The sequence below is a fragment of the Streptomyces sp. NBC_00104 genome (genome assembly GCF_045160825.1).
Lineage (GTDB): Bacteria > Actinomycetota > Actinomycetes > Streptomycetales > Streptomycetaceae > Streptomyces.
This window is the reverse complement of sequence record NZ_CP108215.1, coordinates 9,985,377-9,998,812: the sequence shown is the minus strand read 5'-3', so window position 1 is coordinate 9,998,812 and position 13,436 is coordinate 9,985,377. Positions and strand designations below refer to the sequence as shown.

13 protein-coding genes and 1 pseudogene are annotated in these 13,436 nt (G+C 71.6%); 8 read left to right on the top strand and 6 right to left on the bottom strand.

All coding sequences use genetic code 11. The annotated features are described in order from the left end of the window. Positions 1 to 28: 28 nt before the first annotated feature. A complete protein-coding gene (locus OG272_RS43740) occupies positions 29 to 796 on the bottom strand; it encodes an IclR family transcriptional regulator (protein WP_327726528.1) in 768 nt (255 codons plus the stop codon). 160 nt (positions 797 to 956) lie between these two features. Here OG272_RS43740 and OG272_RS43735 point away from each other — a divergent pair, with 160 nt between their 5' ends. Both OG272_RS43735 and OG272_RS43730 read left to right on the top strand, forming a co-directional pair. Beyond that, a complete protein-coding gene (locus OG272_RS43735) occupies positions 957 to 1,727 on the top strand; it encodes an SDR family oxidoreductase (RefSeq protein ID WP_326574195.1) in 771 nt (256 codons plus the stop codon). Between the two features lie 26 nt (positions 1,728 to 1,753). Further along, positions 1,754 to 2,794 (top strand): L-idonate 5-dehydrogenase, encoded by a 1,041-nt coding sequence (locus OG272_RS43730; RefSeq protein WP_327726530.1) that lies wholly within the window; start codon positions 1,754 to 1,756, stop codon positions 2,792 to 2,794. A 112-nt stretch (positions 2,795 to 2,906) separates the two neighbouring features. Here OG272_RS43730 and OG272_RS43725 read toward each other — a convergent pair whose 3' ends face one another. Continuing rightward, entirely contained in the window at positions 2,907 to 3,926 is a 1,020-nt protein-coding gene (locus tag OG272_RS43725; protein ID WP_326585502.1) for a Gfo/Idh/MocA family oxidoreductase, read from the bottom strand. A 15-nt stretch (positions 3,927 to 3,941) separates the two neighbouring features. Between OG272_RS43725 and OG272_RS43720 the strand changes: the two genes are divergently transcribed. From OG272_RS43720 to OG272_RS43710, 3 genes are all read left to right on the top strand, one after another. Next, positions 3,942 to 4,172: a hypothetical protein gene (locus OG272_RS43720; RefSeq protein ID WP_328224540.1), complete on the top strand. Its 231-nt coding sequence runs from the start codon at positions 3,942 to 3,944 to the stop codon at positions 4,170 to 4,172. A gap of 277 nt (positions 4,173 to 4,449) precedes the next feature. Next, positions 4,450 to 5,115 (top strand): DUF6215 domain-containing protein, encoded by a 666-nt coding sequence (locus OG272_RS43715; protein WP_327726531.1) that lies wholly within the window; start codon positions 4,450 to 4,452, stop codon positions 5,113 to 5,115. A gap of 194 nt (positions 5,116 to 5,309) precedes the next feature. Next, a complete protein-coding gene (locus OG272_RS43710; protein WP_327732048.1) occupies positions 5,310 to 5,717 on the top strand; it encodes a RidA family protein in 408 nt (135 codons plus the stop codon). Between the two features lie 339 nt (positions 5,718 to 6,056). On the opposite strand, the gene OG272_RS43705 is transcribed toward OG272_RS43710, so the two are convergent. From OG272_RS43705 to OG272_RS43695, 3 genes and pseudogenes are all read right to left on the bottom strand, one after another. Continuing rightward, positions 6,057 to 7,232 (bottom strand): FAD-dependent monooxygenase, encoded by a 1,176-nt coding sequence (locus OG272_RS43705; RefSeq protein WP_327726532.1) that lies wholly within the window; start codon positions 7,230 to 7,232, stop codon positions 6,057 to 6,059. Positions 7,233 to 7,325: 93 nt separating this feature from the next. After that, positions 7,326 to 8,192: an AraC family transcriptional regulator gene (locus OG272_RS43700; protein ID WP_327732049.1), complete on the bottom strand. Its 867-nt coding sequence runs from the start codon at positions 8,190 to 8,192 to the stop codon at positions 7,326 to 7,328. A gap of 147 nt (positions 8,193 to 8,339) precedes the next feature. Further along, positions 8,340 to 8,507: pseudogene (locus OG272_RS43695) on the bottom strand (CAP domain-containing protein); the annotation flags it as partial. Between the two features lie 167 nt (positions 8,508 to 8,674). On the opposite strand from OG272_RS43695, the gene OG272_RS43690 reads away from it, so the two are divergent. Continuing rightward, entirely contained in the window at positions 8,675 to 9,679 is a 1,005-nt protein-coding gene (locus OG272_RS43690) for a sugar ABC transporter substrate-binding protein (RefSeq protein WP_405895845.1), read from the top strand. A 92-nt stretch (positions 9,680 to 9,771) separates the two neighbouring features. Here the strand turns inward: OG272_RS43690 and OG272_RS43685 are convergent, their stop codons facing one another. Continuing rightward, on the bottom strand, positions 9,772 to 10,773 hold the full coding sequence (locus OG272_RS43685) for a LacI family DNA-binding transcriptional regulator (protein ID WP_326574200.1): 1,002 nt from the start codon (positions 10,771 to 10,773) through the stop codon (positions 9,772 to 9,774). A 257-nt stretch (positions 10,774 to 11,030) separates the two neighbouring features. Between OG272_RS43685 and OG272_RS43680 the strand changes: the two genes are divergently transcribed. Next, positions 11,031 to 11,981 carry a TIM barrel protein gene (locus tag OG272_RS43680; protein ID WP_327726534.1) on the top strand — a complete coding sequence of 317 codons (951 nt, stop codon included), beginning with the start codon at positions 11,031 to 11,033 and terminating at the stop codon, positions 11,979 to 11,981. 8 nt (positions 11,982 to 11,989) lie between these two features. After that, positions 11,990 to 13,426, top strand: a complete 1,437-nt coding sequence (locus OG272_RS43675) for a sugar porter family MFS transporter (RefSeq protein ID WP_326574202.1) — start codon at positions 11,990 to 11,992, stop codon at positions 13,424 to 13,426. Positions 13,427 to 13,436: the final 10 nt, after the last annotated feature.

The following is a 13,436-nucleotide window of genomic DNA, read 5'->3' as shown; positions in this document are numbered from 1 at the left end:
CTCCTCCGGGGCCCGTGGGGAGGGTGCGTCAGCGGGCGGGCAGCCGGACGCCCAGCTCGGCCGCCGCCGACCGCAGCAGCGGCACCATGGCGACCAGGTCGTCCATGCCTCGGCGGAAGGCGGGCGCGGCGGTGGACAGGGCGGCGAAGACGGTGCCGTCGGGGCGCAGGATCGGGACCGCCACGGCGCGCAGTCCGGGGTGGTGTTCCTCGTCGGCCGTGGCGTAGCCGAGTTCGGCGGCGCGGGCGACCTGGGCGCGCAGGACGTCGCGGTCGGTGATGCTGTGGGGCCCGTGCGGGGTCAGCTCGACACGGTCCAGGAGGTCGGCGCGTACGTCGTCGGGGGCGAAGGCCAGGAGGACCTTGCCCATCGAGGTGCAGTGCAGCGGACCGTGGCGGCCCGGCTCGCTGCGGACGCCGACCGGCAGGGGGCCGTCCACGTAGTGCACGTACAGATGCCGGGTGCCGTCGAGGACGGACATCAGGGTGGCTTCCTCGGTCTGCCGTGTCACGCGCTGCATCACGGGGAGGGCGGTGCCGGCGAATCCGTACACCTGGCCCGCCTGCTGGCCGAGTTGGAAGAGCTTGAGGCCCGGTTTGTAGCGCTTGCCGTCGGCCTCGAACTCCACCAGGCCCTCGCGGCGGAGTGAGGTGACCAGCCGGTGGGCCGTGCTGACGGGCACGCCGCTGGCTCGGGCCAGTTCGGACAGGGTGATGCCCTGCGGGTGCTCGCCCACCAGGACGAGCAGCCGGATCGCCCGTCCGACCACATCCGCCGGTACCTCGCCGCCACTCACAGCGGCAAATTACCACTGACCGGAAAGGCCTCCCGCTGAGCGGGGCACTCGGCGCTCGTGCACGGCACGCCACCCCGTGGTTGACATCGGCCACCCGCCACGCCGACGATATTTTCCATTGAGTAGACAGAGTTTCCACTCAGTGGGAAAAGAGGTCTTCGTGAGCCACCCCCTCTTCGACGTCACCGGCAAGGTCGCCCTGGTCACCGGATCGAGCCGCGGCATCGGCCGGGCGCTGGCCGTCGGTCTGCTGGAGGCCGGCTGCACGGTCGTTCTCAACGGCCGAAACGCCGTCGCCCTGGAGAGCACCCGCGCGGAGCTGGCCGAGACCTTCGGAGAGGCGGTCCTCGCGGAGGCCTTCGACGTCACCGACCCCGCCTCGGTCGCCGCCGCCGTCACCCGGATCGAGGACGGGGCAGGCCCCGTCGACATCCTGGTCAACAACACCGGCGCCCAACGCCGCGCCCCTTTCCTCGACTTCACCGACGAGGACTGGCACGGCCTGCTCGACACCAACCTCACCAGCGCCTTCCTCGTGGGCCGCGAGGTCGCCCGCCGTATGGTCCCCCGGGGCCACGGCAAGATCATCAACATCTGCTCGCTGCAGAGCGAGGCGGTACGCCCCGGCATCGCGCCCTATGCGGCGACCAAGGGCGGCCTGAAGATGCTCACCAAGGGCATGTGCGCCGACCTCGGGCCGCACGGCATCCAGGTCAACGGCATCGGCCCCGGCTACTTCGACACCGAGCTGACCTCCGCGCTGGTCGCGGACGAGGAGTTCAGCGCCTGGGTGCGGGGGCGGACCCCCGCCGGCCGCTGGGGCAAGGTCGAGGACCTGGTCGGCGCCCTGCTCTTCCTCTCCTCCCCCGCCTCCGACTTCGTCAACGGGCAGCTGCTGTACGTCGACGGCGGCATGCTGTCTGTCCTGTGACCCGGCCGCCCCCTCAAGGAGTCCCCATGCGCGCGTGTGTTGTCCACGGAGTCGGCGACCTCCGGGTCGAGGAACGGCCGTACGACGGTCCCGCACCCGGGGAGATCGCGGTCGCCGTCGCCCTCGGCGGGATCTGCGGTTCCGATCTGCACTACTACCACCGGGGCCGGGTGGGCGACTTCGCGGTGAGCGAGCCCCTGGTGCTCGGCCACGAGGTGGTGGGCCATGTCGCCGCCCTCGGCCCCGGCGTCGCGGGGCCGACCGCTCCGGAGGTGGGCTCCGCCGTCGCGGTCCATCCGGCGACGCCCTGCGGGGTCTGCCCCGAGTGCGCGCGCGGCACGCGCCACGTCTGCGCGCACACCCGCTATCTGGGCAGCGCGGCCCACACCCCGCATGTGCAGGGCGGGTTCGCGCAGCGCATCACCGTGCCCGCCGACCAGGTCAGGGCGCTCCCGCCCGGGCTCGATCTGCGCCGTGCCGTGCTCGCCGAGCCGCTGTCGGTGGCGCTGCACGCCGTACGCCGGGCGGGCGAGGTGAGCGGCAGGCGGGTCCTGGTCACCGGGGCCGGTCCGATCGGCTGTCTGGTCGTGGCGGCGCTGCGGCACGCCGGCGCCGCCGAGGTCGTCGTCAGCGACCTCCACGACGAGCCGCTGCGGATCGCCGGCGAGGTGGGCGCCACCGCCCTCGCACGGGCGGACCGGCCCGACGATCCCGCCTGGGCCGGTGTCTTCGACCTCGCCGTGGAGGCGTCCGGGGCACCGGCCGGACTGCGGAGCTGTGTGGAGCGGGTACGGCGGGGCGGCACCGTGGTCATGCTCGGGCTGCTGCCGCCCGGGGAGATCGGGCTGCTCGGCAATGTCGTGGTCACCCGTGAGCTGGAACTGCGCGGGTCCTTCCGCTTCGACACCGAGTTCGACGAGGCCCTGTCCCTGCTGGCCCAGGGCCTCCCTGTCGACCCGGTCGTCACGCACACGTTCCCGTTGGAGCGGGCCGTCACCGCGTTCGACACCGCTCAGGACCGCACGGTCGCGTCGAAGGTGCTGCTGGATCTGTCCGGGGAGGCGTGAGCAGACGTCGGGCCGCGGTGAAGGTCCCGGGGGCTGCGCGGCCCTCCGGACGCCGCCGCGCCGCAGGACGAGGCCTTGCGCGGCGGGCCGCTCGGCGCTGAGCCGTCGCAGGTCAGCGGTAGAGGGCGGGGCGTTCGACGAGTTCCACCTCGACGCGGACGCCCTCGGTCAGGGCGCGGACGCCCGCCTCGGAGACCGCGGCGACGGCGTACCCGTCCCAGGTGCTCGGTCCGGTGACCTCGCCGCGGCGGGTGGCGTCGACCCAGGCCTGGACCTGACGGTCGTAGGCGTCCTCGAAGCGCTCGATGTAGCTCGGCGTGACCGTACCGCCCCAGCGTCCCGCCGTGTTGACGAGCATGTCGTGTCCGTCGCCGATGCGGGCCGTGCCGTTCTCGCAGACCGCCTCCGCCTGGACCTGGTAGCCGTAGCGGGCACTGAGGAAGATCTCGACGTCGACCACGGCACCGCCGTCGGTCTCGAAGACGACGAACTGCGGGTCGCTCAGACCCTCGGGGGCGTACGCGGACGGCCGGGGCCGCAGCACGGTGACGGCGGTGATCTCCTGGCCGAGCAGCCAGCGGGTGACGTCCATCTCGTGGGCCACTGAGTCGTTGATCGCCAGGGCGTCGGTGAACCCGGGCGGGGCCTCGGCGTTGCGGTGCCGGTTGTGCAGCAGCAGCGGCCGGCCCAGCTCGCCGCTGTCCAACAGGGCCTTGAGTTTGACGTACTCGCGGTCGTAGCGGCGCATGAAACCCACCTGCACCCTGCGGTGACCCAGCCGCTGCTCGGCCTCCAGCAGACGCAGCGCGGAGGCGGAGTCCGGAGTGAGGGGCTTCTCGCACAGGACGGGAAGGTCGTGCTCGAAGGCGGTGAGCAGGGCCGCCTCGTGGGCGGGGCCCGGGGAGGCCACGAGGACGGCGGCCACGCCCGGTGCGGCCAGCGCCTCGGCGGCGTCGCCGTAGGACACACACCCCTCGATGCCGGCGGCGATCGCCTTGGCCCGGTCGGTGTCGAGGTCGACGACGGCGGCCACATGGGCGCCGCTGATCACGTCGGTGATCCGGCGCACGTGGTCGGCGCCCATCCGGCCGGTGCCGATGACGGCGACACCGAGTGAGCCCTGCTCAGACATCCGTTTCTTCCTTTCGTGGGGCCGCGCTCGCGGCGGTCGGCGGGTGCCCTTCGCGGCGAACTCGGCGAACTCGGCGAGCTCCGCGACCTCGGCGACATTGTCCTTGTCGACGAAGGCGGGCCCGGTGAGCACCGGCTGCTCGCCGCCGCGGTGGAGCTGTCCGCTCGCGTCCGCTGGGGGCGCGGTTTGATCCGCACCAGTCGTTTCACGCCGATCCGCCGCGCGGCGCCGTACGGCTCGTCGTGACCGCGCGCTCGGCGGAATCCCGTTTCCCCTCCTGACGATCACCGGTTAGGCTCCCCCGGCGCACGGGGGGGCGTGTGCACATCAAGGTGGGGGTATGGGGGACGTGGGGGACATGGCCGACGATTTCGCCGATTCCGGAGCGACTTCCGGAGCCGAATCCGGAACGGCGTCCGGAGCCGAATCCGGAGCGACTTCCGGAGCCGACGCCGGAGCGGCGTCCGTTACCGATTCCGGATCCGGTTCCAGATCCGGTTCCAGATCCGGTTCCAGACAGGAAATGGGCACGGGGGCCCAGGTGTTTTCGGCGGTGGCGACCGTCGGGATGATCGTGGGAGCCATGTGGTTCCTGACGGAGATCCTCGACCAGACGCCCGAGAGCGTGGGGCCGGCCGTCTGTTCGTCCTCGGACGACGCCTCGCCTGCGCCCCGGGGCAAGGCCTCCGGTGCGCAGCTCTGCACCGCGCTGAACCGCTCCGACCTGCCCAAGCTCCTCGGCACACCGACCGAACAGGCGGTGACCGCGTCGGGCGGCGAGAGCGAGTCCACCTGGGCGAGCGGCACCAAGACCGTCACCCCCGAGGCGACCGTCGACCTGGAGACCTACACCGTGGAGCTCTCGGCGTCCTACGAAGACCTCCCGGTGACCGAGTCGGTCGGCTACCTGGGCGCCGGAGCCGAGACCAGAACGGTCCTGGGACACCCGGCGGTCCTCTACTCGGACCGGACCATCGCCATCTCCTTCGGACTCGACGGCAGCGATCCCCAGTCCGGCCCCGGCGGCGTCGCCCGCCGGCTGCTGGTGGCGACCGACCCGAAGGACAGCGGCAGCACCTTCGAACTCGTCATCTGGCGCCAGGACTCCCAGACACCCGACGACGAGGCCCTGTTCCGCGTCGCGGAAAAGGTCCTGCCGACGCTCCCGGGCTGGAAGCCGGCCGCCTGACGAGTGGTCAGGGAGCCTCGGCACCGGACAGGTCCGCGTCCCGGGCAGGCCGCTGAGCTGCTGGGTCACCACGAGGTTCCCCGGTCACCGAAAAGTGCGTTCTTCCCGGTCGCCGGCCACTCTCCTACGGTTCCCGAGTAACCACAGGAGAGCACGTGGATCCCACGGACGCTCATGACAAGGAGGCGTACGACATGGCCATCACCCTGGTGAATCCCGGCGGACTGCCGAAGATCGACGCGTACCGGCAGGTGTCGATCGCGACCGGCTCGAAGCTGGTCTTCATCGCCGGGCAGGTCTCGTGGGACGCCGACGGAGTCACCGTCGGCGTGGGCGACCTGGCCGCCCAGGTCGAGCGGTGCTACCTCAACGTCGGCACCGCGTTGGCCGAGGCCGGCGCCTCGTTCGACGACGTGGCGAAGCTCAACATCCATGTCGTCGACTGGACGCCCGACAAGATGCCCGCCCTCATGGACGGGATCTCCCGGGCGACCGCGAAGCTGGGAACGACCCCGGTCCCGCCCGCCACACTCCTCGGCGTCGCGGCCCTGGACATCCCCGAACACCTGGTCGAGATCGAGGCCACCGCGGTCATCGACTGACGGTGGGATGACATGGCGGGGCGGAGGCGGGCAGGCGGGTAGCACGTCGTGGCCGCCGGCACCCCGCACGACATCCTCACCGAGTCACTGGTCGCCGACGTCCACGGCGCGGGCCACCGTCACCCGCGCCGGTCCCGACGACCGGCCGCACATCCGCTCCCCGGGCCCGCTCTCCCAGGAAGTCGGACTCCGTGGGACCGCGAGGGCGGGAAGGGACCCGAGCCTCAAGTCGCTTGGATCGGGCCCTCCTTGCCCGTCTCGTCCTGCGATGCGACGGGGGCGCGGGGCCCGACGACGGCCCTCGCCCCGATCCGACCGCCTCACCGCGGCGGGCAGGTCCTACGACGTCTGCTCGTCGAACGCGTCGACCCCCCACGCCGCCGCATGGGGGCCGAATCCGTTCTCGTCCGCCTGGGCGGCCAGGCGGGCGTTGCGGGCGTGTGCCTCCGGCCCGTCCGGCAGGTGGTAGTCCTCGCCGGCCCGCGCGGACCCGGCCTGCACCCGTGTGGCGGTGGCCAGCCGTCGGTTCGCATACCGGTCCAGCGCGTCGGGTACGTCGGCCGGTGCCGCGTCCGTGAGGCAGTCGCCGAGCACGGCCGCGTCGGCCAGGGCCTGCGCCGCGCCCTGGGCCTGGAACGGCACCATCGCGTGGGCGCTGTCGCCGAGCAGGGTGACGCGCCCGATGTTCCAGCGGGCGAGCGGGGCGCGGGTGTGGATGCCGTAGCGGAGCACCGTCCCCGTCCGGCCCAGGAGGCCGAGCACCCGGGGATCCCACCCGTCGAACGCGCGCAGTTGCTCCTCCGGCTCGGCCCGCGCCGTCCAGGACTCCTGTGCCCTGTCGGTGCCGACGACGCCCACGACGTTGAGCAGTTCCCCGCGGCGCACCCAGTAGTGCACGAAGTGCCGTCCCGGGCCGAGCCAGAGCGCGTACTCCGGCAGGTCCAGGTCGGCCACCTGCTCGGCCGGCAGCAGGGCCCGGTACGCGGCGGTCCCCGAGAACAACGCCTCGTCGGCGCCGAACAGCCACTGCCGGGCCGAGGACCGTACGCCGTCCGCCGCGACCACCAGGTCCGCCACCAGGTGCTCCCCGTCGGCCGTCGTCACCTGCGCCGCCTTGTCGTCCTGCCCGATGCCCACGACCACGGTGTTCAGCCGCACCGACGCGGGCGGCACCGCGGCGGCCAGGGCCTGGTGCAGATCGGCCCGGTGGACCTGGAGGTACGGCGCCCCGAAGGCGTCCTCGACCGCACGCCCGAGCGCGAAGTGGCAGATCTCGCCGCCGTCGGACCACGTACGGAAGCTCAGCCGGGACGGCCGGGTGGACCGGGCGGCGACCGCGTCGAGCAGTCCGAGCCGGCGCAGGACGCGGGTGGCGTTGGGCGCGAGCTGGATCCCCGCACCGATCTCGGTGAACTCGGGTGTCTGTTCGACGAGCGTCACCTCGCACCCGGCGCGCCGCAGACTCAGTGTCGCGGCCAGTCCCCCGATGCCCGCCCCCACGACGATCGCCCTCATGCCCCCACCTCAGGTCGACGTCGTTCCACGCTACCGGCGGACGAGGACCGGGGGCAGGCGCGCGACGACGTGAAGTCGCCGCGCGCCCGGCGCTCAGACCGGGGTCCGCTCCACCGGAATCCACAGTTCCGCGTCCGCCCGCGTCGCGTCCGGCGACAGCCGGGTCCGCAGGATCTCGGGGCCGGGGCGGCTCCGATACGGGTTGGACGGGAACCACTGGGTGAACACGTCCCGCCACAGATACTGCAGCGCCTGCGGGAACGGCCCGGAGTTCTCGAAGACGGCCCAGGTTCCCGCCGGGACGGTGAGCTCGTCCATGTCCTCGGGCACGGCGGCGCGGGTCACCGCCCCGTGGAAGTAGTCGAGTTCGGTCCCCTCGGCCCGGCCGGCGTCGAGGTTGTCGCTGATCGAGACGATTCCCTTCGGCTCCTGATCGGAGAGGCTCTCGATCCGGCCGAGGGTCTCCTGCCCGATGCTCCGGATGAAGTCGGCGATCGCCGGGTTCATCCCCTCGTGCACGAGGGGGACACGGGTCTTCCTCCCGACCACCCTGAACTCCTCCTTCTCCACGACTCGGTATTGCATGCTGCTGCTCCCTTCGACGACGAGGCGGAAGGACATCCGGGGCTGGGACCGCAGACTGGCACCGGTGCGCCGGGCCTCTCCGGGGCCGACGCCGTGCAGGGCACGGAACGCCCGCGCGAACGCCTCCCCCGAGCCGTAGCCGTAGCGCACGGCGATCTCCAGCAGGGTCTGCCCGTCGGCCAGTACCTCGGCGCCGGCGACCGTCAGCCGCCGACGCCGCACGTACTCCGACAGCGGCATGCCCGCGAGCGCGGAGAAGAGCCGCCGCAGGTGGTACTCCGACGTCACCGCGATCCGTGCCAGGTCGGCCACCTCGATCGGTTGGTCGAGATGGCGCTCGATGTGCTCCATGGCCTGGTTCAGCCGCTCCAGCACCCCGGCCTCCTTCCTTTCGATCACCACGTTAGGAAGCAGCCACCCTGCCGCACCCGACATCCTGTGCCCGCTCCGGTCGGGTACGGCGACCGCGGTCGCCGTCGACTCCTGGCGGGCCGTGCCGAAGTCCCGGGTCCTGGAGTTGCCGGACCGGACGAGGCCGACGCCGCCCTCCTCGAACCGGCGGCTCAGTGTGTTCGCGCGGTGGCCGCCGCTGTCCATCCAGCCGGCCATGACGCTTTCGGGCGTGGTGTGGCCGGAGGCTTTTCGCGCTCGTTCCTCATGCAATACCTCGCTCGACTTCCACGGCCGCACGCGAGCCCCTGCCACCCCACTTTGTTGAGACGTCCTGACATACCCGTTGACATCCCCGTTGGGGCGGCTCCATAGTCATGCCACTAGAGCGCACTAGTGAAGCGCGCTAGTCGTCGGACGTCAGGTCCGCACACCCACCCTGACCAGCACAGCGAGGTGCGAGGGACATGCACAGACACCATCGAGTCGCCGCTCTGACCGCCACCGTCCTGACCGGCACCCTGCTCGCCGCCGGCTGCTCCAGCGATTCCGGCGGCAAGAAGTCGGAGGAGGGCGGGGACTCCACGGCCGCGGGCAGGGCCGACACCCCGCGTATGACCGTGGCCATGGTCACCCACGCCTCCCCCGGCGACACCTTCTGGGACCTCATCCGCAAGGGCGCCCAGGCGGCTGCCGCCAAGGACAACATCAAGCTCGTCTACTCCGCCGACCCCAACGCCGGCAACCAGGCCAACCTCGTACAGAACGCGATCGACCAGAAGGTCGACGGCATCGCGCTCACCGCCGCCAAGCCCGACGCCATGAAGGACGCCGTCGCCAAGGCCACCGCCGCGGGCATCCCGGTCGTCGGCTTCAACTCAGGCGTCGACGACTGGAAGGAACTCGGCATGCTGGAGTACTTCGGCCAGGACGAGAACATCGCCGGCCAGGCCTTCGGCGAGCGCCTGGACCAGGCAGGCGCCGAGCACGCCCTGTGTGTCATCCAGGAGCAGGGGCAGGTCGCCCTGGAGGCCCGGTGCGCCGGTCTCAAGAAGGGTTTCGGCGGCACCACCGACATCCTCTACGTCAACGGCACCGACATGCCCTCCGTGAAGGCGACGATCACCGCCAAGCTCAAGCAGGACTCCTCCATCGACCGGGTGGTCACTCTGGGCGCCCCGATCGCCCTGACCGCCGTGCAGTCGGTGTCCGACGCGAGCAGCGAGGCCAAGGTCGCGACCTTCGACCTCAACGAGGATCTGGTGCGGGCGGTCAAGGACGGCGACGTCGAGTTCGCCGTCGACCAACAGCCCTACCTCCAGGGCTACCTCGCCGTCGACGGCCTGTGGCTGTACAGGAACAACGGCAACTTCAGCGGCGGCGGCACCGCACCCGTCCTCACCGGCCCCGCGTTCATCACCGAGGAGAACGTGGACGACGTCGCCGAGTTCGCGGCGAAGGGCACCCGCTGACCCCTGCGGCCCGCATCGGCTCGACGGCACCGCCAGGAGCGGCCGGCACCGCCCACGCGATGCCGGCCGCTCCACCTGCCCGGGGCCCGGAGCTACGCACCGTCAGCCGGAACCGGCCCACTGGTCCCGCGTACCACCAGCTTGGGCTCCAACACCGCCTCACGCGGCTCCAGTTCGGGCTTCTCCAGCCGTTCCACCGCGAACCGCACCGCGTGTTCCGCCATCAGCACCGCGTCCTGGCGGACGGTGGTCAAACCGATCGGCATCAGATGGGAGAGATGACTGTCGTCGTAGCCGACGACGGACAGGTCGCGGGGCACCTCGACGCCGGATCGGGTCAGGGACATCAACAGGCCCATCGCGCTGCGGTCGTTGCCGGCGAGGACGGCCGTCGGCAGGGGCTGCCCCCGGTCACGTTCGGCGAGGAGGAGTCGGCCGGTCTCGATGCCCGACTCCTCCGTGTGGTCACCGGGAACGACACGGGCCTCGGGCTCCAGGCCGTGGCGGCGCATCGCCGCCCGGTACGCACGCCGCCGCTCGGCCGAGCCGGGGCCCCGACCGCCGTCGAGGTGCACGATCCGCCGGTGCCCCAGTTCGACAAGGTGGTCCATCGCCTGCCGTACGCCCTTGCCCTCGGCGGAGTGCACGAAGTCGACGTGGGCGCGGGGGACCCGGCGGCTGACGGAGACGGCGACGGTACGACGCCCCAGGCCTTCGAGGAAGTCGGGCTCGGCGAAGGAGCCGAGCAGGATCAGGGCCTCGCAGCGGTGGCTGAGCAGCGCCTCGACGGCCTTCTCCTCGCTGCGGCTCCCGGTGGCGCCGGAGAGCAGGACCTCGTAGCCGAGGCGTTCGGCCTCGGGGTAGATGCCCTCGATGAGGTTGGTGTGGAAGGTCTGGTGGACGGTGAACATCACGCCGAGCGTGCGGCTGCGGCCGCGCGCCAGCAGCCGGGCCGCGCTGTCGGGCCGGTAGCCGATCTCGTCGGCGACCCTCAGCACCCGCTCCCGGGTCTCCTCGCTCGCTCCCGGCTGGTTGCGGAACACGATCGAGACGAGCGCCCGGGAGACGCCCGCCCTCGCGGCGACGTCCGCCATCGTGGGCCGCCGCCTGCCCGATGCATCCACCTGTGAACCCACCCTCCGTTCGCCGCCCACCTTAGGGCCTGTCCTGTGGATCACGCAGGAGTCGTGTGGATCACGCAGGACACGAGAGGTCCGTGGTCACGCGATCTCCCGACGACAGGCTATTGACATGACATTTGGACAGGGGCCATCGTACTCGAACTAGAGCGCGCTAGTAGAGCGCGACACCCTCCGGTCGTCCCTGCCCCTCTCCTCGAAGGACACACGTCATGGCAACGGCGCCAACCCCACTCCGCACCACCGCGGGCAACCTGTGCCTGGGCTCCGCCCCCGACTCCTGGGGCGTGTGGTTCCCCGAGGACGAGCACCAGGTGTCGTACCCCCGCTTCCTCGACGAGCTGGCCGAGGCCGGGTACCGATGGCTGGAGCTCGGGCCGTACGGCTATCTCCCCACCGACCCTCGACGGCTCAAGGACGAACTCGACGCCCGCGGGCTCCAGGTGTCCGGCGGTACCGCCTTCGGCGCGCTGCACCGGCCCGAGGCGTGGGACGAGACGCTCGCCCACGTCCGCCGGGTCGCCACGCTGACGGCGGCGGCGGGCGCCCACCACCTGGTCCTCATTCCGCCGATGTACCGGGACGAGAAGACCGGCGCCTTCACCGAGCCGCCGGAGCTGACCGCCGAACAGTGGGCCGGCTTCGGGCGCGCCGCCGACCGGCTCGGCCGGCTGCTCCTCGACGAGTACGACATACGCCTCGTCGTCCACCCGCACGCCGACAGCCACCTCCAGACCCAGCCGGAGATCGAGCGGCTGCTGAACGAGTCCGACGCCCGGTACACCAACCTCTGCCTGGACACCGGGCACGTGGCCTACGGCGGCGGCGACAACCTCGACCTGATCCGCCGGTTCGGCGAGCGCGTCGGATACGTCCACATCAAGCAGATGGACCCGGCCGTCCTGGCCCAAGTGACCGCCGAGGACCTGTCGTTCGGCGAAGCCGTCAGGCGCGGGGTGTGCGTCTCGCCACCCTCCGGGGTGCCGAACCCGGCCGACGTGGTGGCCGAACTCGCCCGGCTGGACGCCGAGTTGTTCGTGATCGTCGAGCAGGACCTGTACCCGTGCGCGCCCGAGGTGCCGCTGCCCATCGCCGTACGCACCCGTGAGCAGCTGTCGGGCTGCGGGCTGACGGGTACCCGGCGTCCGACCCTCGAACGGTAGGAGCGCCCATGGTTGTCAAGGACGGCACCGCCAAGGACGGCACGACATCCGCCACCACGGTCTCGGACGACGCGCCCCCGGCCGTCTCCCGGCGGCTGCGGCTCATCACACTCATCGCCACCTTCGGCGGGCTCCTCTTCGGCTACGACACCGGCGTGATCAACGGTGCCCTGCCGTACATGACCGACGACCTCGGTCTGACGCCCTTCACCGAGGGCATGGTCACCAGCTCGCTGTTGCTGGGGGCGGCCCTGGGCGCGGTCGTCGGCGGCCGGATGTCGGACGCGCGCGGGCGCCGCCGGACGATCCTCGTCCTGGCCGTGGTGTTCTTCGTCGGCGCGCTGGGCTGCACGCTGGCGCCGAACACGGCGGTCATGGTCGTGGCCCGCTTCGTGCTCGGCCTCGCGGTGGGCGGCGCGTCGGTGACCGTGCCCGTCTACCTCGCGGAGATCTCCCCCGCCGAGCGGCGGGGCGCGCTGGTCACCCGCAACGAACTGATGATCGTCACCGGGCAGTTGCTGGCCTTCACCTCCAACGCGGTCATCGCACGGGTCGGCGGCGAGTCCGGCGGTGTCTGGCGCTGGATGCTGGTGCTCGCGACGCTTCCGGCCGTCGTGCTCTGGTTCGGCATGCTGGTGATGCCGGAGAGCCCGCGCTGGCTGGCCTCCCAGGCGCGTTTCGGCGACGCCCTGGAGGTGCTCAGGCAGGTGCGGTCCCGGCAGCGGGCCGAGGCCGAGCTGAGCGAGGTGTCCGCGCTCGCGGTCAAGGAGGAGCAGGAGAAGCTCGGCGGCCTGCACGACATGCGGGCCACGCCGTGGGTGCGCAGGCTGATGTTCGTCGGGTTCGGCATCGCGATCGTGCAGCAGATCACCGGCGTCAACACGATCATGTACTACGGCACCCAGATCCTCACCGACGCCGGCTTCGCCTCCGACAGCGCGCTGACCGCGAACATCGCCAACGGTGTCATCTCGGTGCTCGCCACCTTCGTCGGTATCTGGCTGCTCGGCCGAGTCGACCGCCGACCGATGCTGATGACCGGTCAGGTCGGCACCACGGCCGCCCTGTTGCTGATCGGGGTCTTCTCCCTCACCCTGCCCGCCGGTGACGGCCGCGCGTACGCCGTGCTCGCGATGACCGTCACCTTCCTCGCCTTCCAGCAGGGCGCCATCTCACCGGTGACCTGGCTGATGCTGTCGGAGATCTTCCCGATGCGGATGCGCGGCTTCGGCATGGGTGTGGCGGCGGTGGTGCTGTGGCTGACCAACTTCCTGATCGGACTGGTCTTCCCGTCCCTGGTCTCCGGGATCGGCGTCTCCCACACCTTCTTCCTCTTCGTGGTGGCGGGAGTCCTCTCGCTCGCCTTCGTGAAGCGCTACGTCCCCGAGACCAGGGGGCGTTCGCTGGAATCCCTCGAAGCCGAACTCCGGGCGCGCTTCTCCTGACCTTTCGCTC